General features: G+C 60.9%; 23 protein-coding genes. 13 read left to right on the top strand and 10 right to left on the bottom strand.

The features are described from left to right. Positions 1–47: 47 nt before the first annotated feature. Positions 48–446 (top strand): VOC family protein, encoded by a 399-nt coding sequence (locus JNB85_RS04445; RefSeq protein ID WP_220333198.1) that lies wholly within the window; start codon positions 48–50, stop codon positions 444–446. On the opposite strand, the gene JNB85_RS04440 is transcribed toward JNB85_RS04445, so the two are convergent. Continuing rightward, positions 439–1,857 (bottom strand): DHA2 family efflux MFS transporter permease subunit, encoded by a 1,419-nt coding sequence (locus JNB85_RS04440; protein WP_220333197.1) that lies wholly within the window; start codon positions 1,855–1,857, stop codon positions 439–441. The two genes, JNB85_RS04445 and JNB85_RS04440, sit on opposite strands and share 8 nt — an antisense overlap. Before the next feature lie 457 nt (positions 1,858–2,314). On the opposite strand from JNB85_RS04440, the gene guaB reads away from it, so the two are divergent. Then, on the top strand, positions 2,315–3,799 hold the full coding sequence (gene guaB / locus JNB85_RS04435) for an IMP dehydrogenase (protein WP_220333196.1): 1,485 nt from the start codon (positions 2,315–2,317) through the stop codon (positions 3,797–3,799). Positions 3,800–3,801: 2 nt separating this feature from the next. Continuing rightward, the gene (locus JNB85_RS04430; protein ID WP_220333195.1) at positions 3,802–4,350 is read left to right on the top strand and encodes a hypothetical protein; all 549 of its coding nucleotides are present in this window, start codon (positions 3,802–3,804) and stop codon (positions 4,348–4,350) included. Positions 4,351–4,354: 4 nt separating this feature from the next. Here the strand turns inward: JNB85_RS04430 and JNB85_RS04425 are convergent, their stop codons facing one another. Continuing rightward, positions 4,355–5,269 carry a LysR family transcriptional regulator gene (locus JNB85_RS04425; RefSeq protein WP_220333194.1) on the bottom strand — a complete coding sequence of 305 codons (915 nt, stop codon included), beginning with the start codon at positions 5,267–5,269 and terminating at the stop codon, positions 4,355–4,357. 100 nt (positions 5,270–5,369) lie between these two features. Here JNB85_RS04425 and JNB85_RS04420 point away from each other — a divergent pair, with 100 nt between their 5' ends. The 4 genes from JNB85_RS04420 (at position 5,370) to JNB85_RS04405 (ending at position 8,563) form a co-directional block, all read left to right on the top strand. After that, the gene (locus JNB85_RS04420; RefSeq protein WP_220333193.1) at positions 5,370–6,125 is read left to right on the top strand and encodes an SDR family oxidoreductase; all 756 of its coding nucleotides are present in this window, start codon (positions 5,370–5,372) and stop codon (positions 6,123–6,125) included. 101 nt (positions 6,126–6,226) lie between these two features. Beyond that, a complete protein-coding gene (locus JNB85_RS04415) occupies positions 6,227–6,643 on the top strand; it encodes an MAPEG family protein (protein ID WP_220333192.1) in 417 nt (138 codons plus the stop codon). 103 nt (positions 6,644–6,746) lie between these two features. Beyond that, complete coding sequence (locus JNB85_RS04410) at positions 6,747–7,622, top strand: dienelactone hydrolase family protein (RefSeq protein WP_220333191.1); 876 nt, start codon at positions 6,747–6,749, stop codon at positions 7,620–7,622. Between the two features lie 299 nt (positions 7,623–7,921). Then, positions 7,922–8,563: a TetR/AcrR family transcriptional regulator gene (locus JNB85_RS04405; protein WP_223216430.1), complete on the top strand. Its 642-nt coding sequence runs from the start codon at positions 7,922–7,924 to the stop codon at positions 8,561–8,563. 17 nt (positions 8,564–8,580) lie between these two features. Here the strand turns inward: JNB85_RS04405 and JNB85_RS04400 are convergent, their stop codons facing one another. Then, the gene (locus JNB85_RS04400) at positions 8,581–9,540 is read right to left on the bottom strand and encodes a LysR substrate-binding domain-containing protein (protein WP_220333189.1); all 960 of its coding nucleotides are present in this window, start codon (positions 9,538–9,540) and stop codon (positions 8,581–8,583) included. 204 nt (positions 9,541–9,744) lie between these two features. On the opposite strand from JNB85_RS04400, the gene JNB85_RS04395 reads away from it, so the two are divergent. Then, a complete protein-coding gene (locus JNB85_RS04395; protein ID WP_220333188.1) occupies positions 9,745–10,044 on the top strand; it encodes a DUF1127 domain-containing protein in 300 nt (99 codons plus the stop codon). Positions 10,045–10,130: 86 nt separating this feature from the next. On the opposite strand, the gene JNB85_RS04390 is transcribed toward JNB85_RS04395, so the two are convergent. From JNB85_RS04390 to JNB85_RS04370, 5 genes are all read right to left on the bottom strand, one after another. Beyond that, positions 10,131–11,021 carry a DUF937 domain-containing protein gene (locus JNB85_RS04390; RefSeq protein ID WP_220333187.1) on the bottom strand — a complete coding sequence of 297 codons (891 nt, stop codon included), beginning with the start codon at positions 11,019–11,021 and terminating at the stop codon, positions 10,131–10,133. A 94-nt stretch (positions 11,022–11,115) separates the two neighbouring features. Further along, positions 11,116–12,489, bottom strand: a complete 1,374-nt coding sequence (locus JNB85_RS04385) for a glutamate--cysteine ligase (RefSeq protein ID WP_220333186.1) — start codon at positions 12,487–12,489, stop codon at positions 11,116–11,118. Positions 12,490–12,631: 142 nt separating this feature from the next. Beyond that, complete coding sequence (locus tag JNB85_RS04380; RefSeq protein WP_220333185.1) at positions 12,632–13,369, bottom strand: 16S rRNA (uracil(1498)-N(3))-methyltransferase; 738 nt, start codon at positions 13,367–13,369, stop codon at positions 12,632–12,634. 14 nt (positions 13,370–13,383) lie between these two features. Next, complete coding sequence (locus tag JNB85_RS04375) at positions 13,384–14,880, bottom strand: inorganic phosphate transporter (RefSeq protein ID WP_220333184.1); 1,497 nt, start codon at positions 14,878–14,880, stop codon at positions 13,384–13,386. Between the two features lie 62 nt (positions 14,881–14,942). Then, on the bottom strand, positions 14,943–15,455 hold the full coding sequence (locus JNB85_RS04370) for an NUDIX hydrolase (RefSeq protein ID WP_183822973.1): 513 nt from the start codon (positions 15,453–15,455) through the stop codon (positions 14,943–14,945). 268 nt (positions 15,456–15,723) lie between these two features. Here JNB85_RS04370 and JNB85_RS04365 point away from each other — a divergent pair, with 268 nt between their 5' ends. Together JNB85_RS04365 and JNB85_RS04360 are read left to right on the top strand one after the other, a co-directional pair. Next, complete coding sequence (locus JNB85_RS04365) at positions 15,724–16,602, top strand: LysR substrate-binding domain-containing protein (protein WP_220333183.1); 879 nt, start codon at positions 15,724–15,726, stop codon at positions 16,600–16,602. 88 nt (positions 16,603–16,690) lie between these two features. After that, positions 16,691–17,848 (top strand): adenosylhomocysteinase, encoded by a 1,158-nt coding sequence (locus tag JNB85_RS04360; protein ID WP_220333182.1) that lies wholly within the window; start codon positions 16,691–16,693, stop codon positions 17,846–17,848. A 171-nt stretch (positions 17,849–18,019) separates the two neighbouring features. On the opposite strand, the gene JNB85_RS04355 is transcribed toward JNB85_RS04360, so the two are convergent. After that, positions 18,020–19,006: a zinc-dependent alcohol dehydrogenase family protein gene (locus JNB85_RS04355; RefSeq protein WP_220333181.1), complete on the bottom strand. Its 987-nt coding sequence runs from the start codon at positions 19,004–19,006 to the stop codon at positions 18,020–18,022. Positions 19,007–19,109: 103 nt separating this feature from the next. Here JNB85_RS04355 and JNB85_RS04350 point away from each other — a divergent pair, with 103 nt between their 5' ends. Beyond that, positions 19,110–19,961 carry a LysR family transcriptional regulator gene (locus JNB85_RS04350; protein ID WP_220333724.1) on the top strand — a complete coding sequence of 284 codons (852 nt, stop codon included), beginning with the start codon at positions 19,110–19,112 and terminating at the stop codon, positions 19,959–19,961. A 9-nt stretch (positions 19,962–19,970) separates the two neighbouring features. Here JNB85_RS04350 and JNB85_RS04345 read toward each other — a convergent pair whose 3' ends face one another. Beyond that, positions 19,971–20,867: a LysR family transcriptional regulator gene (locus JNB85_RS04345; RefSeq protein ID WP_220333180.1), complete on the bottom strand. Its 897-nt coding sequence runs from the start codon at positions 20,865–20,867 to the stop codon at positions 19,971–19,973. Between the two features lie 139 nt (positions 20,868–21,006). Between JNB85_RS04345 and JNB85_RS04340 the strand changes: the two genes are divergently transcribed. Together JNB85_RS04340 and JNB85_RS04335 are read left to right on the top strand one after the other, a co-directional pair. Then, positions 21,007–22,446: an FAD-linked oxidase C-terminal domain-containing protein gene (locus JNB85_RS04340; protein ID WP_220333179.1), complete on the top strand. Its 1,440-nt coding sequence runs from the start codon at positions 21,007–21,009 to the stop codon at positions 22,444–22,446. Then, positions 22,443–23,642, top strand: coding sequence for an FAD-binding protein (locus tag JNB85_RS04335; RefSeq protein WP_220333178.1), 1,200 nt, complete (start codon positions 22,443–22,445; stop codon positions 23,640–23,642). Before JNB85_RS04340 ends, JNB85_RS04335 begins: the two co-directional genes overlap by 4 nt. The last annotated feature ends 208 nt before the right edge of the window (positions 23,643–23,850 follow it).

Below are 23,850 nucleotides of genomic sequence, written 5' to 3'. Positions count from 1 at the left end.
TCAGTCCTGCGGATGATGATTTCCCAGGACTGGATACCATCGATACCATGCTTCTTTACATTACATTCGGCACCAACGATCTCTATCGCGCCCGGCATTTCTATGACGCCGTTCTGCCGGTGCTCGGCTACCGGCGCCAACGCCATTCCGAAGAGGAGATCGGCTATGCCGCCGATGGCGACACGCGCTGCCGCTTCTGGGTGGTAACTCCCTTCAACCGTCGCCGTGCGACGAGCGGCAACGGCTCCATGGTGGCTTTCGAGGCGGAGACGCGCTCGGCGGTGGATGCTTTCCATGCGGCAGCAATTGCGGCCGGTGCAATCGACGAAGGCAAGCCGGGGCTGCGCTCCTATCACGCGCATTTCTACGCAGCCTATGTCCGGGATCTCGACGGCAACAAGCTGTGCGCCGTCTGTGAGAAAGCCGAAGAACCGCCCTTTATTTGACAGCCTGTTCCGCGTTGATCGTCGGCGGCACGCGCTTGGCGCGGTGGCCTGAAACGGAAGCCCCAGCGTCCTTGGCCATGCGGGCAAAGGGGATGGTCGCGATGACGGTCAGGCCGGCGATGACGAAGAAGGCAATGTGGAAATCGATGATCTGCAGTTCGGCGCCGCGGAAATAGATCGAGGTTTCCAGGATCGAGGCGGCGAGGGCAACACCGAGCGCAAGGCTGATCTGCTGCATCACCGAGGCCATGGATGTCGCCTGGCTTGCCTGTGCATCATTGATATCGGCAAAGGCCAGCGCATTGACGCCGGTGAACATGAAGGAGCGGGAGAAGCCGCCAAGCAGCAGCACGCCGATGATGACGAGATGGGATGTCTCCGGCGTGAAGAGGCCGGTGACGGCTGTCACGACCGTCGTCACCGCACCGGCGCACAGAAGCGTGGTGCGGAAGCCGATCGCCTTGTAGACGCGGCGCGCGATGAACTTCGTGGTGATGGCGCCAATCGCGCCGGCAAATGTGATAAGGCCCGATTGGAAGGGTGTCAGTCCAAATCCGAGCTGCAGCATCAATGGCGTCAGGAAGGGCATGGCGCCGACGCAGATGCGAAACAGCGTGCCGCCGGTCGTCGAGGCGCGGAAGGTCGAGTTCTTGAACAGGTTGAGGTCCAGGATCGGCGTCGGATAGCGCCGGGCATGGCGCACATAGAGCACGCCACAAATGATGCCGATTGCCGTGGCCGAGATGCCGATGATCGGCGGCAGGGCTGGGAGGCTGACGACCGACAGGCCGAAGACGACGCCTGCGGCTGCAAGGCTGGTCAGGATAAAGCCGTTGAAGTCGAGCTTCGGCGGAGCCGTCGCCTCTATGTCCGGCAGGAAGATCGTCGCAAGCCATACGCCGATGACGCCGACAGGCACGTTGATCAGGAAGATCCAGTGCCAGCTGAAATAGGTGGTGATGAAGCCGCCGAGCGGCGGGCCTGCAAGCGGGCCGACAAGGGCCGGGATCGTCAAAAGCGCCATCGCCGAGACAAGCTCGCTCTTCTGCGTGGTGCGCACCAGCACGAGGCGCCCCACAGGCGTCATCATCGCGCCGCCCATGCCCTGCAGGAAGCGCGCGAAGACAAACTCGACGAGGCTGGAGGAGAAGGCGCAGAAGATGGAGCCGACGACGAAAACGCAGATTGCCAGCCGGAAGATCTTCTTGGCGCCGAACCTATCCGCCATCCAGCCGCTGATCGGAATGAACACCGCAAGCGCCACCATGTAGGACGTGAGCGCCAGTTTCAGGGTGATCGGCCCGACATGCAGATCGGCCGCGATCGCCGGCAGGGCCGTCGATATCACGGTCGAATCCATCTGTTCCATGAAGAGGGCAACGGCAAGGATCAGCGGGACGATGCGGTTCATAGGCGAATGCCTTGATGGATGCGGATGGGGCTTGGGAGGCCCGTGCTGTGTAGTCCCAGTTATCGGCTGTGCCAATCGGTGCCGGTGATCCGTTTGGATCACGACTGCGTGACACTCCTTGTTCGATATCTTCGTTTCTCGAGATTGAAATATGCTTACCGGACCAGGACGACATCTGAGCCAGACGCATGGCTCCCATGTGAAAGGCATCTGCTCGAAAATCGAAGTCGATTTTCCAAAGCCTGATGCATAAATTCAAGGTGTTAGAGCGTCCTCTGCGCGTCCGAATGGATGTACGGCGTTTTAGGCTTCGCCATTTTCGTGGCTTTTTTGCTATTTCCTTCCTGTCATAGACGTGTTACCAGCCCTCGCCAACTTCCATAAACTCATGCACACCGCCGGTGCGGACGATTCGTACCGGGTGGGACGCATTTTTCTTTCTTGAAGGAATTTGGCCATGGCTCGCATCATTGAAACGCCAACCGGACTGGACGCACTCACCTTCGATGACGTGCTGCTGCAACCCGGTCATTCCGAAGTCCTTCCCGGCCAGACGAGTGTGGCAACGCGCCTCGCACCGGACTTCGAGCTGAATATCCCGATCATCTCGGCCGCGATGGACACCGTCACCGAAGGCCGTCTGGCGATCGCCATGGCCCAGGCCGGCGGCCTCGGCGTCATTCACAAGAACCTGACGCCGGCTGAACAGGCAGAGCAGGTTCGCCAGGTCAAGAAGTTCGAAAGCGGCATGGTCGTCAATCCCGTGACAATCGGGCCCGACGCGACGCTTGCCGATGCGCTGGCGCTGATGAAGCTGCACGGCATTTCCGGCATTCCGGTCGTCGAAAAGTCCGGCCTTCTCGTCGGCATCCTCACCAATCGCGACGTCCGCTTCGCATCCGATCCGACCCAGAAGATCTTCGAACTGATGACCCGCGAAAATCTCGTGACGGTCAAGGAAAGCGTCGATCAGCAGGAAGCCAAGCGTCTGCTGCACACGCATCGCATCGAGAAACTGCTGGTGGTCGATGGCGAGGGCCGCTGCGTCGGTCTGATCACCGTCAAGGACATCGAAAAGGCGCAGCTGAACCCGAACGCCTCCAAGGATGCACAGGGCCGCCTGCGGGCTGCTGCTGCCGTTGGCGTTGGTGACGATGGTTTCGAGCGCGCCGAACGGCTGATCGATGCAGGTGTCGACCTGCTCGTCGTCGATACCGCGCATGGTCATTCGGCGCGTGTTCTGGAAGCCGTGGGCCGCGTCAAGAAGCTCTCCAATTCCGTTCGCATCATGGCCGGCAACGTCGCGACCTATGACGGCACCAAGGCGCTGATCGATGCCGGTGCCGACGTCGTCAAGGTCGGTATCGGCCCGGGTTCGATCTGCACGACGCGCATCGTCGCCGGCGTCGGCGTTCCCCAGCTTGCCGCCATCATGTCGGCTGTCGAGGCCGCAAAGGATCAGGGTATTCCCGTGATCGCCGATGGCGGCATCAAGTTCTCGGGCGATGTTGCCAAGGCGATTGCTTCGGGCGCTTCGGCCGTCATGGTCGGTTCCCTGCTGGCAGGCACCGATGAAAGCCCGGGCGAAGTCTATCTCTATCAGGGCCGCTCCTTCAAAGCCTATCGCGGCATGGGCTCCGTCGGCGCCATGGCGCGCGGCTCGGCAGACCGCTACTTCCAGGCGGAAGTGCGCGACACGCTGAAGCTTGTGCCTGAAGGCATCGAGGGCCAGGTGCCCTACAAGGGTCCGGTGTCCGGCGTCCTGCATCAGCTCGCAGGCGGCCTCAAAGCTGCCATGGGTTACGTCGGCGGCAAGGACATCAAGGAGTTCCAGGAGCGCGCCACCTTCGTGCGCATCTCCAGCGCCGGCCTGCGCGAAAGCCATCCGCATGACGTGACCATCACCCGCGAAAGCCCGAACTATCCGGGCGCCGGCGCCTGACAATGAAAACGGGCAGCGCAATTCCGCTCTGGATCATCGCGCTGCTCGCAGCCCTCTGCCTCGTCGTCCTCGGCTGGACCACCTTCGGTTTCACCATGCCTTTCGAGCATGAGACCGGCCAGGCGGTGCTCGACACCTATTTCTCCGGGTACGACGTATCTGCCGTCTTTCACATGCAGGCGCTGCTCGATCGAAACGAGACGGCAAGCCGCATTCTCCGGGCCATGTATTTTGGCCCGGAACTCGTCTTTCCGGCTCTGCTGGCAGCCCTTCTATTCCTGATTTTCCTGCGGCTCGGCCCGACTGAGACATGGCGCGGCCGGCGGGCACCCCGCCTGCTCGGCCGGATCATCTATATCCTGCCCTTCATATATGGCCTTGCCGACTACGGCGAAAACATATCGAGCCTGGTTGCCTTCAGCGACAGCGGCGCGGCAGGTCTTGCCGCACAGATCCTGCCATGGATGACGAAGCTGAAATTCGCAAGCCTTGCCGTCTGTGCCATTCTGATCCTGAGAGGCGCGATTCTCCATTGGTCGCGCGAAAACTGAGCTTTTATTGCGGCCAGCGCCATGTCGGATGTGAGAGCCTTGTGGCGAGAAACTCCGCAAGCACTTCCACTTTTGCCGGACGCGCCCGTGCTGATGGCGTGACGAAATAGACGGCCCCTTTCGGCAGGCTCCAATCGGTGAGGATCGCTTTCAGCCGTCCGTCGACCAGATACTCATAGGCCATGAATTCCGGCAATTCGACAATGCCGAGACCGCGTAACGCCATCGGGATCAGCGCCTCCGAATTGGTTGCCCTCAGCGGCCCCGTCGGCACGACGATCTCCTCTTCTCCTGCCTTGTTGCCGAAGCGCCAGATATCCTGCCGCGGCCGATAGGCGTAGCCGAGGCAATGATGGGCGGCAAGCTCGCGCGGATGCTGCGGGCAACCATATTTCTCGAGATAGGAGGGGGCTGCAAGAATGAAGGGCGCCACCGGCGCCAGCCGCTTTGCCACCAGCGAGGAATCCGGCAGCACGGCGATGCGCAGCGCTGCATCGAAGCCTTCGCCGACGAGATCGACCACCGCATCGCTCATATGCATGTCGATCGAGACATCGGGATAGGTTTCGAAGAAATCGGGCAGGATCGGCGCCAGCCACTGCCGCCCGAAGACCATCGGCACGGCAAGGCGGATCAGCCCGCGCGGCTGACTGGAAAGTTCGCGTGCCGCATTCTCCGCCGCTTCCGCCTCCGCATAGATGCGCTGGGCGCGGTCGACGAGCCGCAGGCCGAAATCGGTCAGCGCCAGTTGCCGGGACGTGCGGTTGAAGAGCCGCGCGCCGAGCCGGTCTTCCAGCCTGCTTATCGCCCGCGACACTGTGGGCACGGAAACGCCGAGCGTCTTGGCGGCACGAGCGAAGGAACGCTCCTCCGCCACCTTGGCGAACATGGCAAGGCCTTCGAAATCGGGGAGACTCATCGTTTCATTCCTGCAATGATGTCTTTCATTTCTTTCTATTCAGAAACAGAATTGCCGTCCACATCTTCAGTTCAGTCGAACACAACAGGAGACGACGACAATGTCACAGAGACTGAATGGAAAGATTGCAGTGATCACCGGTGCCACATCGGGCATCGGCCTTGCCACCGCAAAGCGCTTCGCAGCCGAAGGTGCGCGCCTTTTCATCACCGGCCGCCGCAAGGAAGTTCTTGATGCGGCTGTCGCCGAGATCGGCGGCAACGTCACCGGCATCCAGGCGGACTCGGCAAAGCTTGCTGATCTCGATCGCCTCTATGATCAGGTGAAGGCAGGGGCTGGCCGTATCGACGTGCTCTTCGTCAATGCCGGCGGCGGCTCGTTTGCCCCGCTTGGTGCCATCACCGAAGAACAGTATGACGAAACCTTTGGGCGCAATGTGAAGGGCGTGCTCTTTACGGTGCAGAAGGCGCTGCCGCTGCTTGGCAAGGGCTCGTCGGTCATCCTGACCGGCTCCACGGCGGGAGTGTCCGGCACGCCAGCCTTTAGCGTCTACGCTGCCTCGAAAGCTGCGATCCGTAACTTCTCCCGCAACTGGATTCTCGACCTGAAGGATCGCGGCATCCGCATCAATACGCTGAGCCCCGGACCGACCGAGACGACAGGGCTCGTTGAACTCGCAGGCCAGGACAAGGCGCAGCAGCAGGGTCTGCTGGACTATATGGCATCGCAGGTCCCGATGGGACGCGTCGGCCGGCCGGAGGAAATCGCCGCAACGGCGCTCTTCCTCGCGACAGAAGATTCGAGCTTCATCACCGGCGCGGAGATCTTCGTCGACGGCGGCATCGCCCAGGTCTGACCCTGAAGACGGCCCGTTTCAAAGCGGACCGTCTTGGCTCTGGCATCCGTCCCGCCTTTCCGCTACTGCTCCCGCAATCGCCGAAATAAGAGGAATGATTGATGACCGGCTTTGAGATGTTCTGGCCCCTGCTTGCCCACGTCCTGCTGGTCTATCTCCTCTACGGACTCCTCAGCCTGCGCCGCGGCAAGGATGTCCGCGAAGGCCGGATGAAAAGGGCCGGTTACCGCGAAAATCGCGACGAGCCTGTCGAAAGCCTTTACGTAAAGAACAGCATCGCCAACCAGTTCGAGCTGCCGGTGCTCTTCTATGCCTGCTGCATTCTTCTTTACATTACCGAGGCGGATAATCTGGTTGCCGTCGTGCTTGCCTGGCTTTTCGTGGCCCTGCGATATGCCCATGCCTATGTGCATGTCACCACCAACGATCTGCGCCTGCGCAGCCCGATCTTCGCCGCCGGCTTTGTTGTCCTCGGCGCCATGTGGGCCTGGCTCGCCGGCTGGATGCTGTTCTCCTGATCCGGAGCCGGCAGTAACACAGTTTTGTTCCTGCGTTATCGGGCACTGACCTATGTTCTCTCCTGCCGATTGGGCGCGGGGTAGAAAACAGAGGAGGTCCGTCATGGAAAAGCCCGTCATCACGCAGGCAATGATCAATGCCTATGATGAGTATACGCATCTGACGCTGGATCGCCGCAGCTTCATGGACAAGCTCACGAAGCTTGCCGGCTCGGCAACCGCGGCCGCGGCAATCGCGCCGCTGCTCGCCGCCGACAAGGCAGCCGCCGAGGTCGTCGCCGAAAATGACGATCGCCTGACCAGCCAGGATATTACCTATCCTGGCAGCGGCGGTGACATGAAGGGTTATCTGGTGCAGCCGAAGAATGCATCCGGCAAGCTCGGGGCAGTCATCGTCATCCATGAGAACCGCGGCCTCAACCCGCATATTCGCGATGTCGCCCGCCGCATCGCGCTGGAGGGCTTCGTGGCGCTCGCGCCGGATTTCCTCTCGCCGCAGGGTGGCACACCTGAGAACGAGGATCAGGCGCGCGACATGTTCAGCAAGCTCGATGCGGCCACAGTTGCTGCAAACGGCGAGGCAACAGTCATCTATCTCTCCAAGCTCGATGCGACGAACGGCAATGTCGGCGCGATCGGCTTTTGCTGGGGCGGTGGTGCGGTCAACAACCTCGCGGTCAAGTCGCCAGAGCTGAAGGCAGCGGTGGCCTATTATGGTCCACAGCCGCCGGCCTCCGACGTTCCCAACATCAAGGCGGCGCTGCTGCTCCACTATGCCGGCCTCGACGACCGTATCAATGCCGGCATCGGCGCTTACAGGAAGGCGCTCGAGGAGAATGGCAAAAAGTTTGAGATCTACGTCTATGAGGGGGTCAACCACGCCTTCAATAACGATACGTCGGCTGCCCGCTATGACAAGGCAGCGGCCGATCTCGCCTGGGGCCGCACAGTCGAGTTTCTGAAGCGGAACCTCGCCTGACCCAAGCTTCGGCCCCAAGCTTCGGCCCTAAGCTTCGGCCCCAAGCTTCGGCATTGTGCCGAAAGACGATACAGGCTCGATGGCACATGCTCAGCTGGTGTTGCTGAATGAAGTGTTGAGAGCTCCGTTCACGCGGACCAAAACGGGGCGCAATGCCCCGTTTTCCCCAGCCTCTTGCCATTGCCTAAAATCCGACCATTTCCATTTACGACGGATGAATACCTGCATGTCATATCGGCCCGAAGCGCCGGGATGACATGCCGTTTCCGCCGCTCGATAACGATACAAATGGGAACCACATGGGCGCGGACATTTCGGATCGCATTGCTCTTCGCAGGAAGCCGAAACAGGAGCGAAGCATCCAGCGGCTGGACCTCATCCTCAACGCCGCAGCCACTATTATCGCCGAAAAGGGCGTCAGCGCCATGCGGATGACCGAGCTTGCCGTCGCCGCAAATGTTCCGATCGGTTCGGTCTATCAATATTTTCCCGAAAAGGCAGCGATCGTCAAAGCCCTGTTCGACCGTCATGCGCAGGCGATCCAGCAGAAGATGGCCGAAATGTTCGCGGATGTTCGGTCCTTGGATGAAGCTCTCGACCTGATCTCCGCGGTGATCGACTGGTATTATGCCGAATACAGAAACGATGCCGCCTATCTTGGGGTCTGGATGGGAACGGAGACGGATCAGGATCTCCTGCGCCTGAATATCGAGCATAGCGGTCAGGTCGCCGAGATCTTTCAAGCCGCTGTCCGCCGCCTGGCACCGGAATCCTGCGATGATCAAATGAAAGCGCGCACTTACCTTTTCAGCCACCTGATCGGGGCGGCGATCCGCCTTGCGGTGCTGAGCGAAGATAGCTTCGGGGAGCGCATTCTGGACGAATGGAAGCGCGCTATCCGCGCCTCTCTTTTTGCGCCGACCTCTGCTTCAGCGGCCTGATATCGCCAGCCTCAATATCACCAGCTTGGCATCATGCTGGCAGCAGCCTTCAGCCGCGGGTAATGCCGGGAGGAGCCCGTCTTCACATCCTGTTCCAGGCCGTCTTCGATGACGGTCGGGGTGATGTTGTCGAGACAGGCGGTGATGTGCGCGGTGATCGCGTTCATCAACGACAGCGAAACGCCGGGCCGCTTCATGATGCCGATCTGCACCGGCGGCAGCGGCGGAAAGCCGTCTGCCTGGCTCAAGACCTTCATGCCTGTCCGCAGTGCTGATTCCGGCATAACCGAAACTGCCATGCCAGCGAGCACCGCGGAAGCGACGACGGTGCAGGACCAGCTTGTGAACAGGACCTGATATTCGCGGCCGACGGCATCGAGTGCCGAGCAGGCGAGCTGGCGCCACTGGCAATCGCGCCGGCCGACGGCAAGCGGCACCGGCGCATCGTCGCGGATCGGATGGTTGGCGGAACTCACCCAGCAGAGCGGCTCCGTGCGCACCACGTCTGAAATGCGCTCGCGCGGATTGTGGGTGACAAGCGCGATATCCAGTTCGCCCTTGTGCATGCGCTCGGCAAGATCCACCGATGGCTCGCAGACGATATAGAGCTCGACATTCGGATGCGTCTTGGCAAAGCGGCCGATGATCTCGGGCATATAGCGGTCGGCATAATCGTCGGGCGTGCCGATACGCAGCGTGCCTTCCAGCCTGTTGTCGTCGAAGGCGGCGATCGCCTCATTGTTCAGACGGATGATGCGGCGCGCGTAATTGAGCAGCTTTTCGCCTTCGACCGTCAGCCGGTTGCCGCGGCCGTCCTTGATGAAGAGCTGCTTGCCGATACGTTCCTCCAGGCGCCGCATCTGCATGGAGACGGCTGATTGTGTCTTGTAGACCTTGTCGGCGGCCTTGGTGAAGCTGCCGGAATCTACGATTGCGATGAAGGTCTGCAATTGGTCGATATCAAGAGGCGCCGACATGATCCTACCCATCCATAAATATCTCTGATGTTAATCATTAGAAACATTCGTTGGACTGATCAATAGGTCTTTGGCATCTTCGGGATGCAAATCAAGCAAAATGAAGGACAGACGCCCTGCCTGTCCGACCCATGACAGCCGTCCCTTCCTGCACGACCTCGCAGGCGGGGTAGGCTGTTCTGCGCCCGAAGAAAGGAGAGTTCGATGCGCACTCATGAACAGACACTAGAACTCGACTGCGGCAAGCTCGCCCCGACGTTCACCCAGCGTCTTATGGCTGGCCTTGCGCCGCTGGCAGCCGTTCTTCGCATTGTGCGCAATCGCTCGCAGGTGAACGGGCTGCATGAGCTCGATGACAATCAGTTGCGGGATATCGGCCTGACGCGGGCCGATATCACCTCAGCATTTCTGGCTTCGACTTTCTTTGAAGATCCATCGGAGCATCTGACGCAGGCGGCCAAGCGCCGCAGGCATATTGCGGTCATGCGCCCCTACAGGGACTGAACGCACGCGTTTCCCCGCAGGGTGATAGCCAATAGCCCTGCTGCTTAACCCGGTGATCGGCTTTCCCAAGCCATCTCCGGGTTTTTTTATTTCTTGCCTTTTGTGGAGGGACCGGCGGGAGCATCGTTTTCAGTGGATGGCGCAGGTTTGGGCCGATAGGCTTCGAAGATCGCCTCAAGGCTCTTCTGATAGCTTTTCTGCACTTCGAGACCGCTGTCGAACATGGCGTTCAGCATCTCGCTATAGCTGTCGTTTTCGGCTTTCGGTTCTTCCTTCGGCTGTTCCGGCGGCTTTGCTGCCGGCTGCTGGTACCCTGCCATCATTTCCTGGAATGCCTTGGCGAAGGGATTGTCGAAGAAAGGATTGGCGGGCTGCTGTTGAGGCTCCGGCTTCGGCACGCTGAACATCAGCTGCATCGCCTGGGTGAACGGATTGTCGAAAATGCTGGGTTCGGGTGCCGCCTTCGGCTTCGGCGCAAAGCCGGTGCTCTCAAGCCATTTCTGGATCGTCTCGCCCATCGCGGTATTGACGAAGGGATTGACCGGCGAGGCCATCTGGCCGGTCGATTGCTTGAAGAGCCCGCCCATCAGCGTACCTGCCATGACCGGCAGCATCTGCTTGTAGATTTCCTGGCCGATGCCGGTCATTTGCGCCGCCTGCGCGGCAATGGCGCGCGAGACTTCCTTCGATCCAAAAAGCTGGGAAAGGACGTTATTGCCGTCGGAAATGCCTTCGGGAGTGAAGGCCTTGCTCATGTCTTCGAAATATTTGGCATAGTTGCCCGATGCCACCGCCTGCATGAGGCCGACGAAATCGTAAGGGTTGCTGGTGCTGCGCTTCAGGCCGGCGGAAAAGGCCGGCGTCAGCGCCGCCATCGCCTTGGTCGCCTGTTCCTGCGCGAGGTTGAACTGCTTGGCGATGGCATCCATCGCCGCCCCGTTCTGCGCCTGCATCATCATGTCGAAAAGTGGCAGCATGAAAGTCCCTTTCCCGGATAGCTGCGCATGTTCGTGCTACTATAGCTCGAAATGCAAATGCGCAAACGGCTTTTTGGAAAGGGTGAACTGCCTCTTAGTATTGATATTCCTGGAAGACCGGCTCTACCGAGCCGTTCCAGCGGCCGTGATAGAGCGCCAACAGGTCCTCGGCGAGTGTCGCCTTCTTGGCCAGAACCTCGTCGAGAGGCGCAAGGAAAATGCTCTCGTCGACGCCGTCGCCATTCAGCCTGTTGCGTGCCTTGAGGCCTGCGCGGGAAATATTGACGACCTCGCGCGCCGTCTCGATCAGCGCGTGGCCGCGGAAGGTGGCCTTGAGGCCTTCCTCCGGCACAGCGTTGCGTAGCGCATTCACTTCGGCAAAGCCCCAGTCCTTCGTCAGTTCGTCGGCGGCCTCAAGAGCGGCGTCATCATAGAGCAGTCCGACCCAGAAGGCCGGCAAGGCACAGATGCGCCGCCACGGTCCACCGTCCGCGCCGCGCATTTCCAGGAACCGCTTCAGGCGCACATCGGGGAACAGCGTCGAAAGATGGTTCGTCCAGTCGCCCATCGTCGGCTCGTATGCGGCGATCTCGCCCTTCAACGCGCCGTTCATGAACTGGCGGAAGGTGACGTGGGTTGCCCTGTGATAGTGTCCGTCGCGCATGACGAAATACATAGGTACGTCGAGCGCCCATTCGGCATAATCCTTGAAGCCGAAATCGTCGCGGAAGGTGAAGTCGAGCAGGCCGCTGCGCCGGTTGTCCACGTCGCGCCAGACATCGCCGCGCCAGGAAAGTGCACCGTTCGGCTTACCTTCGGTGAAGGGAGAGGAGGCGAAGAGCGCGGTTGCCAGCGACTGCAGCTTCATCGACACGCGCATCTTGCGGCGCATATCGTCTTCCGAGGAGAAGTCGAGGTTCACCTGGATCGTGCACGTGCGGTACATCATGTCGAGACCGCGCGTACCGACCTCGGGCATGTAACTGGTCATGATCTCGTAGCGCGACTTAGGCATATGCGGGGTTTCCGCATAGGTCCATTTCGGGCTGCCGCCGATGCCGAGGAAACCGATGCCCAGAGGCTCTGCGATCTCGCGCACCTGTGCCAGATGCTGGTTGGATTCCTTGCAGGTCTGGTGAATGTTTTCGAGCGGTGCGCCCGAGAGTTCGAACTGGCCGCCGGGCTCGATCGAGATGGCGCCCATGCCGTTCTGCTCGGCAAGGCCGATGATATTATCGCCGTCCGTAATCGGTTCCCAGCCGTTCTTGGCCTGCAGGCCCTTCAGCAGCGCCGAAATGCTGGCTTCGCCGAAATAGGGAACCGGACTATTGTCTTTGCGGAAGAAGACGAACTTCTCATGTTCGGTGCCAATGCGGAATCGGTCCCTCGGCTTGTTGCCGGCGGCGAGATAATCGGTCAGCTCCTGAACCGAAGAAATCGGCGTCTGGTCGGTAGTATCGCGAGCCATGAAAGTACCTGTATTCGAAGGCGCCGGGGCCGGGGCAGTTGGAAGGGTGATTAGTGCTCAAGCCAGCCAAGTTGCAAGTGAAATTGTTTCAACAGGTCATCAAAAAAATAGCGGCACTTTCCGCTCGACCGCCCTTCGATGGTCAATTCCAGTCGCCGATGGCAGCCTGTATCACCGCCATTGCTGCTACGGCCGCAGTGTCGGCACGCAGGATGCGCGGCCCGAGCGGAATGGCGGTCACGAAATCGAGGCTGCGTAACCGCGTCCGTTCTTCCTCCGAAAAGCCGCCTTCAGGGCCGACGAGAAGCGCGAGCTTCCTTTCGGTCACTCCGGAAAGCAATGGCAGCGGGTTCTGCCCGGCATCGCCCTCGTCGCAATAGATGATGCGTCGGTCGGCAGGCCAGCGGTCGAGCAAATCACCAAGCCGTACGGGCTCGGCCACATCGGGAATGCCGAGGATGCCGCATTGTTCGGCGGCCTCGATGACATTGGCGCGTATCTTGTCCAGATTGGTGATCTTGCCCTGCACATGCTGGGTCATGACAGGCTGCAACAGGCCGGCGCCCATTTCCACCGCCTTCTGCACCAGATAATCCATGCGGCCGATCTTTAGCGGCGCAAAGAGATAGTGAAGATCGGCAGGAGGAGGCTGCGGTCGGGTCTCTTCGCTCGCCGTGAGCAGGATGCGTTTGCGGGTCGGGAAGGTAAGGCTCGCCTTCCATTCGCCGTCGCGACCGTTGAAGAGGAGGATTTCCGCACCCTCTTCCATCCGCAGCACGTTGGCGAGATAGTTGAACTGGTCGGAACTGGCCTCGACGGCGGCACCTTTTGACAAGGGAGCATCGATGAAAAGCCGCTGCATGCGGAAATTGGCGCGCATCTTAAGACCCCGATTCACATGAAGAGCGCGAACATAGCCCAATAAATCATCGCCGCAAGCGCGGCAGAGATCGGCACGGTGATGATCCACGCCCCGACGATCGTCATGAAATGCGACCGACGAACCAGGTAGCGGCGCCGGGCTTCATGAACGTTCGGCTCCGGCTCGTCGATCTCGAAGGTTTCGGTCTTGCGGCGTATGAATTCGATACGGCGCCTCGAATTGCGCGTGTACCACTCGCGAAAAAAGCCGACGCCGAACACCGAGCCGACGGCGATATGCGTGGTGCTGACCGGCAAGCCGAGCCAGGAAGCGACGATGACCGTGAAGGCCGTCGATAACGCTACGCAATAGGCGCGCGTCGGATTGAGCTTGGTGATCTCCTCACCGACGAGCCGGATGAGCCGCGGCCCGAAAAGCAGGAGGCCGACCGAGATTCCAAAGGCGCCGATCAGCATCACCCAGAGCGGCGGGTGGCCGACCATGCCGTTATCGGCAATACCGGCCGAGTGAACGATCGCCGATAGCGGACCCACCGCATTGGAAACGTCGTTTGCGCCATGTGCGAAGGAAAGCAGGGCGGCCGAGCCGATCAGCGGAAAGTGGAAAAGGGTGCGAAGCGAGCTGTTGCGGTTTTCGAGGTTCTCCGCCTGCCGCAGGATGATCGGCCGCGCAGTCAGCCAGCTGACGAGACCGATGCCGATGCCGATCAGGAGGATCGTCAGCGGCGAGTACCGTCCCTGCGGCGCGAGCTGCAGCACCATATAGGCCATGAAACCGCCGGCCATTACGGCGATCATGATGGGGACCCATTGTCGGGCGGCGGCGATCTTGTCTTCCCGATAGACGATGAGGGTCTTGACCAGATAGAGGAGCCCCGCGGCGATCAGCCCGCCAATCAATGGCGACGTTATCCAGCTCGCGGTGATCTCCAGCATCACCCGCCAGTTGACCGGCTCGAGCCCGACCGCTCCGATGCCGGCACCGATTACAGCGCCGACCATCGCGTGCGTCGTCGAAACCGGCGCATTCATCCAGGTCGCGAGATTGATCCAGAGAGCGGCAGCCGTGAGCGCCGCCATCATGATCCAGCCAAGCATGGCCTGCGGCACCACCACGGTATCGACGATACTGGAGGAAATCGTCTTGACGACGTCGCCGCCGGCAATCGTCGCGCCCAGCACCTCGAAGATGGCGGCGATGATCAGCGCCTGCTTCATACTGATGGCGCGCGCGCCGACGGCCGCACCCACATTGTTGGTCACGTCGTTGGCACCGACATTCATCGCCATATAGGCGGCAAGGGCCGCGGCGGCAATCACCAGGACCGCCCCCGGCCTGTCGAAAACGTAGACGCCGGCAAAAAGCATCGCAAGGCCGAGAAAGATCAGGCCAAGCCCCGGCGCGACCAGCCGTCGCGAAACATATTTGGCCGCGTCCTCGACATGGGTGAGCTTGTCGAGGTCCTTATCAAGCGTGCGTTTCGTAAGGACGGCGTTGCGTTGCGGCATTCTGTTTCCTGGGTAGATCCTGCTTTTGCGCCGCCTTTTCTAGCAGCACAAGATGGCAAGACTCATTCCGCCGGAATTTGTTTCGGAATGCCGTTGGAAAGGCGTTCGGCCATACGCTGTTTGAAAGCGAGGAAGAGATTGCGCAGTTCGGATTCCTGGACGCGCTTGACCGCTTCGTCGCAGGAAACCCACTCGACGGTTCGCTCGCCCTTTTCTTTGAAATTCTTCGCCACGCCAGTCACTTCGAGGGCATAGACCTGAACCTTGCAAGTCACTTTCATGCCGTCCCGCAAAACCTTGGGGTAGGTATAGTCGCCGAGCGTTTCAGTCTCTACCGTGCCGCGTACGCCAGCCTCTTCCAAGGCTTCCTGCGCCGCAACTTCATAGGCGCATTTGCGGTTCATCGGCCAGCCCTTGGGGATCACCCAACGCCCGGTATCGCGGCTGGTCATCAGCAGAACTTCGAGCTCGCCCGTCTTCTTTTTGACCCGATAGCAGAGCGCAGCATATTGCTGTCGCGGCGGACGCCGAAACATGAGTTGCACATCAGAAGCCAGGCGGGCAAGAAGGGTCAATTGTCGGGTCACCTTTACGATCGTTGAGCTGAGTCGTTATTATATTAGTATGATATGAAAAGCTTGCGCGATCCATACGTCCAGAACGAACCGGAACACGATTTGATTCATTGTACATAGGAAAATCGAAGCTGGGCAGGTTCTGAAATTCCGTCATTTCATGTCCTGAAGGCGTCGTCTTGCACAGCTGTACAATATGGGCCGGTGCGGCATCTTAATCAATGCCGCGATCATTTGTTCCACCAGCATTTTTCAAGGTATCGTGATCATGCGGCTTCCACCCCTCAACGCCATCCGCGCCTTTGAAGCCGTCTGTCGTCACGGCAGCATTCTGAAGGCGGCCGAAGAGCTGGGTGTGGTGCGCGGCGCTGTGCGCCAGCAGATATCGACACTCGAAGATCACCTGGGTAGGAAGCTCTTCGTGCGTGATGGCCGCGGGCCGGTGCCGACCGAGAGGGCGAGCGCCCTTGCCGAGGCCGCGAGCGCTGCCTTGACCATATTGAAACGTGCCGCCGCTGAGTTTGAAGACGCACACAGAGCGCGCATCCGCCTTGGCGTGCCCTCGGCCTTTGCTGTCTGGTGGCTGATGCCGCGAGCGGCCGACATGCAGACAAGTCTTGGCGATATCGAAATCGATATCGTGCCGATGACGGTCGTCGAGCCCTTGTCGCAACATCCGGATTTCGATGCCGTGATCATGGGCGGCGAAATCAGATCTTCTGCCGGCATCACCGAGACACGCTTCATGGAGGACGAATTCGGCCCGGTTGCAACGCCGCCAGTGGCGGCCAGACTTGCAGGCGATGCCGCGGCCTTGGCGGAAGCAAACATCCTTATCAGCCGAAGCGCTCCGACACTCTGGGCGGAATGGTTTGCCGAAAGCGGCACGCCGTCGGTCGCCTTTTCCCGGCACCGCGAGTTCGAGGATCTCCTTCTGGCGATGGGTGCGGCCCGTGCCGGCCTCGGCGTTGCAGTGGCGCCGAAAGCCTCGATCGAGGACGATCTCGCCCGCGGCATTCTGGTCGCACCTTACGGCTTCATCCGCCGGCCGGCCGGCTACAGCCTCTGCTGCAGGACATCAGACGCGAAACGGCCAGCCTTCGTAGCACTCCGCAACTGGCTGCTGCGCTCAGGCGGCGTGTCCTAAGGGCAGTTTTTCTGCCCTTTCATCAGAAATATCTCCATGCCCGCCCTGTCTCTGCCTCGCTAGAACAGAGAAAACGAAAGGGCATGAGATGGAAAAACCTGCGACACGCATAGATTGGACCGCCAACAGCTGCCGCCTGCTGAAGGCAACGGCTGCGGAATTCGAAAAGACACGCCCCTTTGCCGGTCTTTCGATCGGCACCGGCATCCATCTGGAACCGAAGACGGTCGCTCTGCTGATGACCCTGCGGGCCGGCGGCGCGCGCCTGATCTGCACCGGCAATCTGAACAGTACGCAGCCGGTAACCGTGGAATTCCTGCGCGCGCAAGGCATCACCGTCTTCGCCACCCAGACGACCGATCCCGCCGCCCATGCCAGGAGCCTTGAAGCCGTCCTTGCCGAAAAGCCCGATCTCCTGCTGGACAATGGTGGTGATCTCTTCGCGATCGCCGCCGACAGGCTCTATGCCAATCTGCTCGGCGGCACGGAAGAGACGACCTCCGGCCGGACCCGCCTGCTGCCGATGCGCGAGACGCTCGCCATGCCGATCCTCGTCATCAATGACAGTCCGATCAAGCAATTCGCCGAAAACAAGCACGCCGTCGGCCAGAGCCTGTTCGAAAGCTATATGCGCTTCACCAACCGTTCCACCAATGGCAAACGCGTGACCGTCTTCGGTTACGGTGCCTGCGGCAAGGGCACGGCTGCATGCTTTCGCAATGCCTTCTCGACGGTGAGCGTTGTCGATATCGACCCCGTCACCAGCCTCGAGGCGCATCTCGACGGTTTCGCCACGCCGCTCCGCGAACAGGCCATCCGCTCGGCGGACGTGATCGCCACCGTCACCGGTTTTCCCGGCATCGTCACAGCAGCCGATCTGCCGCTGATCAAGGATGGCGCAGTCCTGATGAACGGGGGGCATTTCCCGCATGAGATCGATGTGGCCGCCTTCCGCAGCCACTCCGATGTCGTTGATATCGATCGCTACGAGGCCGATTTCATCGACACCTTCCACCTGAAGGACGGCCGCTCATTCCACGTTCTCGGCGGCGGCCACATGGCCAACCTGGCCGGCCCGCGTCCGCTCGGCAATTCCGTGGAATCCATGGATATCGGCTTTACCCTGCAGGCCCGCTGCCTGGAGCGGGTCGCAAAGCGTGGCGTCGGTGCCGAATCCTGCATCGTGCCGGTTCCGGCGGATATCGATGCGATGGTTGCAAGTGCCTACCTCGATCTGGCGCGCTAGAGCAATTCCAGCAAAAGTGCATTGCGGTTTTGCGTCCGGAATTGCGTCAAAAACAGGCTAGCAATTCCAGCAAAAGTGCATTGCGGTTTTGCGTCCGGAATTGCGTCAAAAACAGGCTAGCAATTCCAGCGAAAGTGCAGCGCGGTTTTCGTCCGGAATTGCGGAAGGTCGTCAGATGTCGACGACCACCTTGCCTTCAGCCTGCCGGCTTTCGAGCAGCCGGTAGGCTTCGCCCACGTCTCCGAGCGAAAATTGCCGCCGGTCGAGATTCGGCATCAGCGAGCCGGCTTCGACACGTGATGCGATCTGCTTCAGGATCTCACCATGATGGGCGCGATCTTCGCCCGTCAGCAGCGGCGCCAGCGTGAACACGCCGGAATAGGTCGCGCCCTTGAACGACAACGGTGCCAGCGAATGCGTGCCCCAGCCCAGGCTGGTGACGACATGGCCGAACTTGGCGACAGCCTGGAAGGCGGCGTCGAGCCCCTTGCCGCCGATCGTGTCATAGACGATGTCGAAGCCTTTTCCGTCGGTATACCGGGCAATATAATCTTCCGTCGTCTCCTTGGCATAGTCGATCGGCGTTGCCCCGATGCTGCGGATATATTCGGCCTTCGAACCGCCATCGACCGCAAAGACTTGGGCACCGGCAACAGCCGCCATCTGCACGGCGATATGGCCGACGCCGCCGCCACCGCCGATGACCAGCACCTTTTGTCCGGCTTTCACCCGGGTACGTTCCGCCAGGCCTTCCCAGGCGGTAATTGCAATCAGCGGCAAGGCCGCTGCTTCGCGCATGGAGAGATTGCGCGGCTTGAGGGCCACGAGATCGGCATCGACGGCTGCAAATTCGGCAAGTGAACCCTGCAGGCCGCCGACACCACCGGTCATGCCATAGACTTCGTCACCGGTGCGAAAGCCTTCGACGCCGGGGCCGACTGCTTCCACGATGCCTGCCATATCGATGCCGAGGATGGCGGGCAGGGGGTGACGGGCATGAGCGGCTTCGCCGGCGCGAATCTTCAGATCCAGCGGATTGAGTGCGGCCGCCTTGATGCGGACGAGGATCTGGCCGGCTTGGGTCAATGGCCTTGCGATATCGGCAATCTTGAATTCTGAATTCTGCGCTTCGATAAGCGCGGCTTTCATCGTGCTCATGGAACTCTCCTGGGTTTGTTGGACGCAGAATGCCTCATTGAATTATGAATGAAAATGAAAGATAAAGAATTAAGACCATGCAATTTTGTTTGAGACTACGCTGTTGGAATGGAGCGATCTGAAACTCTTCCTCGCAATCGCGCGCCTCGGAACACTCGGCGCCGCCGCCCGCAGTCTCGGGCTGACGCAGCCGACGATGGGCCGACGCCTCCGAGCGCTTGAGACCTCGCTTGGTCAGACGCTCTTCCAGCGCACAGCCGACGGCTTTGTCCTGACCGATGAAGGCACGACTGTCTTCGCCCATGCCGAACGCATGGAAGAGGAGGCACTCGGGCTGGAGCGCGAGCTCCTCGGCCAGAGCAGACAGCTCGACGGCTTGCTGCGGCTCTCTTCGTCAGACTGGTTCGGTGCTCATGTTCTTTCGCCGGTGCTTGCCGAGTTCTCTGCTGCCTATCCCAAGGTCGTCGTCGAACTGCTGACCGACAGCCGGCTTCTCAGCCTCTCACGCCGGGAAGCCGATATCGTCTTCCGGATTGCGCCTTTCACCGAGACCGAGGTCGTATCCCGCAAGCTGCTGCATATCGACTATGGCCTTTATATCCGTCGCGGTCTGCCGCATCCTGTAGCGGGCGATGGTAAAGGCGCCCGGCTCGTCACCATGGACGAAGCCTTCGGCGGCATGCCCGATGTCAGCTGGTTGCAGCGGCTGTTGCCAAAAGCGGATATCGCCATGCGCAGCAATAACCGCGATGTGCAGGCGACACTCTGTGCCAGAGGCGCCGGCCTTGCCGTCCTGCCGCGCCCGCTCGGCGATGCCATTCCAGCAATCGAGCCCGTCGATCTCGGCGAGACGCCGCCCGGTCGCGATACCTGGGTTGGTTATCACCGCGATATGAAGCGGCTGGCGCGGCTGAGGGCGCTTCTCGATCTCGTCGTCGAGCGGCTGGCACGATAATCGCCCGCTTCAGCGCTCCCAATAGGGGACCGGACCGTAAAGCTCGGCAAGATAATCGATGAACAGCCGAACCTTGGCCGGCAGGAACTGCCGGCTCGGATAGACTGCGGAGAGGGTCACATTGTGCGAGCCTTCGTAGGCCGGCAGCACCTGCACCAGCTTGCCGTTCTTCAGCTCTTCACCGATGTCCCAGGTGGAGCGCAGCGCAATGCCGAGGCCGGCAATGACCGTCTCGCGGATAACCTCGCTGGAATTGGTAATCAGCATCCCCTCGGGCCGCAGGCTGAAGGCGCCGTCCGGCCCATCCAGTCGCCAGACATCGTTGTTGTGGGCCGGCAGACAGCGATGCTGCTTCAGTTCTTCAATGTGTCTGGGCATGCCATGGGCTGCGACATAATCAGGCGAGGCGCAGAGCACGCGGCGCACAGGCGCCAGCCGGCGCGCGACAAGGCTGGAATCGGTCAGCTCTGCGATCCGGATTGCAAGATCGAAACCGCCGCCGACGATATCGCTGAACTCGTCGGTCAGCACCAGATTGATCGCCAGCTCCGGATGCGCCTCCATGAAAGCCTTCAGATAGGGGGCGATGTGCATGCGGCCGAAAGAGGTGGGAGCGGAGATTTTCAACGTGCCATGCATTTGCGCCGAACGCCCGGAAATGTAGAACTCTGCCTCCTCCAGCCCTGCCAGAATACCGAGTACGCGATCGTAGAAACCCTGGCCGGCTTCAGTCAGCGAAATCTGTCGCGTCGTACGCTGCAAGAGCCGCGTGCCAAGCCGGTCTTCCAGCCGCTTTATGCGCTTGGAAACGACAGCAGGGGAAAAGCCGAGCGCGCGGCCGGCGAGCGACATGCTTCCGGTCGAAACGACCTTGGCAAAAATTTCCAAGTCACCCAGATTGGTCATAAGCTTTTTTTGTAACTTTTTCCCTTTTGGCATAAGTGCTTATCATTTGCGCCGGTTTCGGGAAAGTGCTAAGCCCGAAGAACCGGTGACAGGGAGGAAGTGCCATCGGTCTCCGTCATTTTGGCCGAGGGAGAACGCCATGTCCGACGCTATTTCGTTTCTCGCTCCACGCCCTGACGTTCTTGTGCGCCGCAAGGAAATTGTTGCCGATCTTGTCGATCTCCTGCCGCCGGAATGCTTGATTCACGAAGCGCGCGAGCTCGTGCCCTTCGAGACGGATGCCTTCGTTTCCTACCGCCGGCTGCCGCTCGCCGTCGCCCTGCCGCGCTCGACTGCGGAAGTGGCTGCTGTCATGAAATACTGTCATCGCTACGGCATTCCGGTCGTTCCTCGCGGTGCCGGCACTTCGCTTTCGGGCGGGGCGATCCCGCAGGAAGACGCCGTCGTGCTCGGCCTGTCGAAGATGAACCGTATTCTCGACATCGACTTTGCCAATCGCTGCGCGGTCGTCCAGGCCGGTGTGACCAATCTCAATATTTCCGAAGCCGTCTCTGCGGACGGTTTCTTCTATGCGCCCGACCCGAGCTCGCAGCTTGCCTGCACCATCGGCGGCAATATCGGCATGAATTCCGGTGGTGCGCATTGTCTGAAATATGGTGTCACGACCAACAACCTGCTCGGCGTCAAGATGGTGCTGACCGATGGCACGGCGATCGAGCTCGGCGGCAAGGCTCTGGATGCGGCGGGCTACGATCTGCTCGGACTCGTCTGCGGTCATGAGGGCCAGCTCGGCATCGTCACGGAAGCGACGGTGCGTCTCATAGCCAAACCGGAGGGTGCCCGGCCGGTGCTTTTCGGTTTCGAAAGCTCCGAAGAGGCCGGCCGCTGTGTGGCCGATGTCATCGCAGCCGGCATTATTCCCGTCGCCATCGAATTCATGGACAAGCCGGCGATCGAGATTTGCGAAGCCTTCGCTCATGCCGGCTACCCGCTCGATGTCGGCGCGCTCTTGATCGTCGAGGTCGAGGGATCGGAGGCGGAAATGGACGACATGCTGAAAAGCATCGTCGGGATCGCCCGCACCCATGGCGTCAAGACGGTGCGCGAATGCCAGTCGGCAACCGAGGCGGCGCTGATCTGGAAAGGGCGCAAGTCCGCCTTCGGCGCCACCGGCCGTATTGCCGATTACATCTGCATGGATGGTACTGTTCCGCTGAGCCAGCTTTCGTATGTGCTGCAGCGGACGTCCGAGATCGTCGCCGGTTACGGGCTGCGCGTCGCCAATGTCTTCCACGCCGGCGACGGCAACATGCATCCGCTGATCCTCTTCAATGCCAACGACCCCGAGGATGCCGCCAAGGCCGAAGCGGCCGGCAACGATATCCTCAAGCTCTGCGTCGATGCCGGCGGCTGCCTGACCGGCGAGCATGGCGTCGGCATCGAGAAACGCGATCTGATGCGTCATCAATATTCCGAGGCCGATCTTGCCCAGCAGATGGCGGCCCGCGCCGCCTTCGATCCGCAATGGCTGCTGAACCCTTCCAAGGTCTTCCCGCTCCAGGGGCGTCCTGACGCATGATCGATCTGGTGCCGGCAAGCGAAGAAGAAGCCGCGGGGATCGTCCGCGCACATGCGCAAGAGGGTCGTGCGCTCGCCATCAGCGGCGGCGATACGCGCTCGGGTTTCGGCAATGCGGTCAATGCGGAGGATCGCCTGCGCTCGACTGGCCTGTCCGGTATCGTCGCCTACAATCCCGGTGAGATGGTAATGACGGCGAAAGCGGGCACGCCGCTTGCAGGCGTCGCGGCCGCTCTTGCCGAAAACGGCCAGATGCTCGCCTTCGAGCCCATGGATCATCGAGCACTGATGGGCACATCAGGCGAGCCTACGATCGGCGGGGTCTTCGCCGCCAATGTCTCGGGGCCGCGCCGCTTCGTGGCGGGTGCTGCGCGCGATAGCCTGCTCGGCATTCGTTTCGTCAATGGCAAAGGCGAGATCATCAAGGCAGGCGGCCGAGTGATGAAAAATGTCACAGGCCTCGATCTGGTGAAGCTGCTGTCTGGCTCGCACGGCACGCTCGGCTTCCTGACCGAAGTGACCTTCCGCGTGCCGCCGCGTGCCAAGACTGAGGAGACAATCGTTGTCTCCGGTCTCAATGATGCCGAGGCCGCAAATGCTATGGCGGCGGCCATGGCTTTGCCGGTGGAGGTTTCGGGTGCTGCCCACCTGCCTTTGACGGTGACCTGGAAATTTCTCGGCGGCGAGTTGCCGGAGGGAGAGGCGACGGTGCTGCGCATCGAAGGCCTGCCCAGCTCAGTGGATTCGCGGGCGGCAAAGCTTCTGTCGGCGATGGCGCCCTTCGGCCAGGTCGTCAGGCTCGACCGGGCAGCAAGCCGCCAGCTGTGGCAGGAGATCCGTGACGTGGCGCCCTATGCCGATGGAACTGCACGGCCTGTCTGGCGGGTTTCGGTGGCACCTGGTATCGGCCATCAGCTGGTTGCGGCCTTGAGGCTGGAAGCCGGCGTCGATGCTTTTTATGACTGGCAGGGCGGTCTCGTCTGGATGCGTATGGAAGCCGACCCGGAGGCCGATCTCGTCCGCCGCTTCGTCAAGGCGCTCGGCGGTGGTCATGCGACGCTGATCCGCGCGTCGGCTGAAGCGAGGGCCGGGATACCGGCGTTCCATCCCGAGGAGGAAGCAGTGGCCTTGCTGTCGCGGCGGGTAAAGCAGAGTTTTGATCCGGCGGGAATCTTCAATCCCGGCAAGATGGGATGATGGAGATGCCTACTCGGGAATATGGACGCTTGATGAATCGCACAATGGCGCCTCTTGCTCCCCCTTCGCCCCAGCGGGGAGAAGGTGCCCGCAGGGCGGATGAGGGGGCCTCACCCGCAGAGAGAGCGGAAGGGCAGCGGACGGCGTGCCGTGCGGCCCTTCACCGGACCCTTCGGGCCACCTTCTCCCCGCTGCGGCGAAGGGGATA

Source organism: Rhizobium mesosinicum, from assembly GCF_019511345.1.
GTDB classification, from domain to species: Bacteria; Pseudomonadota; Alphaproteobacteria; order Rhizobiales; family Rhizobiaceae; genus Rhizobium; species Rhizobium mesosinicum.
This window is presented reverse-complemented; position numbering and strand designations above follow the sequence as displayed.

Excerpts from the sequence above, each read along its gene's own strand:
- JNB85_RS04445 (WP_220333198.1), top strand. The coding sequence starts at position 48 with ATGCTTCTTTACATTACATTCGGCACCAACGATCTCTATCGCGCCCGG.
- JNB85_RS04440 (WP_220333197.1), bottom strand. The coding sequence starts at position 1,857 with ATGAACCGCATCGTCCCGCTGATCCTTGCCGTTGCCCTCTTCATGGAA.
- guaB (WP_220333196.1), top strand. The coding sequence starts at position 2,315 with ATGGCTCGCATCATTGAAACGCCAACCGGACTGGACGCACTCACCTTC.
- JNB85_RS04430 (WP_220333195.1), top strand. The coding sequence starts at position 3,802 with ATGAAAACGGGCAGCGCAATTCCGCTCTGGATCATCGCGCTGCTCGCA.
- JNB85_RS04425 (WP_220333194.1), bottom strand. The coding sequence starts at position 5,269 with ATGAGTCTCCCCGATTTCGAAGGCCTTGCCATGTTCGCCAAGGTGGCG.
- JNB85_RS04420 (WP_220333193.1), top strand. The coding sequence starts at position 5,370 with ATGTCACAGAGACTGAATGGAAAGATTGCAGTGATCACCGGTGCCACA.
- JNB85_RS04415 (WP_220333192.1), top strand. The coding sequence starts at position 6,227 with ATGACCGGCTTTGAGATGTTCTGGCCCCTGCTTGCCCACGTCCTGCTG.
- JNB85_RS04410 (WP_220333191.1), top strand. The coding sequence starts at position 6,747 with ATGGAAAAGCCCGTCATCACGCAGGCAATGATCAATGCCTATGATGAG.
- JNB85_RS04405 (WP_223216430.1), top strand. The coding sequence starts at position 7,922 with ATGGGCGCGGACATTTCGGATCGCATTGCTCTTCGCAGGAAGCCGAAA.
- JNB85_RS04400 (WP_220333189.1), bottom strand. The coding sequence starts at position 9,540 with ATGTCGGCGCCTCTTGATATCGACCAATTGCAGACCTTCATCGCAATC.
- JNB85_RS04395 (WP_220333188.1), top strand. The coding sequence starts at position 9,745 with ATGCGCACTCATGAACAGACACTAGAACTCGACTGCGGCAAGCTCGCC.
- JNB85_RS04390 (WP_220333187.1), bottom strand. The coding sequence starts at position 11,021 with ATGCTGCCACTTTTCGACATGATGATGCAGGCGCAGAACGGGGCGGCG.
- JNB85_RS04385 (WP_220333186.1), bottom strand. The coding sequence starts at position 12,489 with ATGGCTCGCGATACTACCGACCAGACGCCGATTTCTTCGGTTCAGGAG.
- JNB85_RS04380 (WP_220333185.1), bottom strand. The coding sequence starts at position 13,369 with ATGCGCGCCAATTTCCGCATGCAGCGGCTTTTCATCGATGCTCCCTTG.
- JNB85_RS04375 (WP_220333184.1), bottom strand. The coding sequence starts at position 14,880 with ATGCCGCAACGCAACGCCGTCCTTACGAAACGCACGCTTGATAAGGAC.
- JNB85_RS04365 (WP_220333183.1), top strand. The coding sequence starts at position 15,724 with ATGCGGCTTCCACCCCTCAACGCCATCCGCGCCTTTGAAGCCGTCTGT.
- JNB85_RS04360 (WP_220333182.1), top strand. The coding sequence starts at position 16,691 with ATGGAAAAACCTGCGACACGCATAGATTGGACCGCCAACAGCTGCCGC.
- JNB85_RS04355 (WP_220333181.1), bottom strand. The coding sequence starts at position 19,006 with ATGAGCACGATGAAAGCCGCGCTTATCGAAGCGCAGAATTCAGAATTC.
- JNB85_RS04345 (WP_220333180.1), bottom strand. The coding sequence starts at position 20,867 with ATGACCAATCTGGGTGACTTGGAAATTTTTGCCAAGGTCGTTTCGACC.
- JNB85_RS04340 (WP_220333179.1), top strand. The coding sequence starts at position 21,007 with ATGTCCGACGCTATTTCGTTTCTCGCTCCACGCCCTGACGTTCTTGTG.
- JNB85_RS04335 (WP_220333178.1), top strand. The coding sequence starts at position 22,443 with ATGATCGATCTGGTGCCGGCAAGCGAAGAAGAAGCCGCGGGGATCGTC.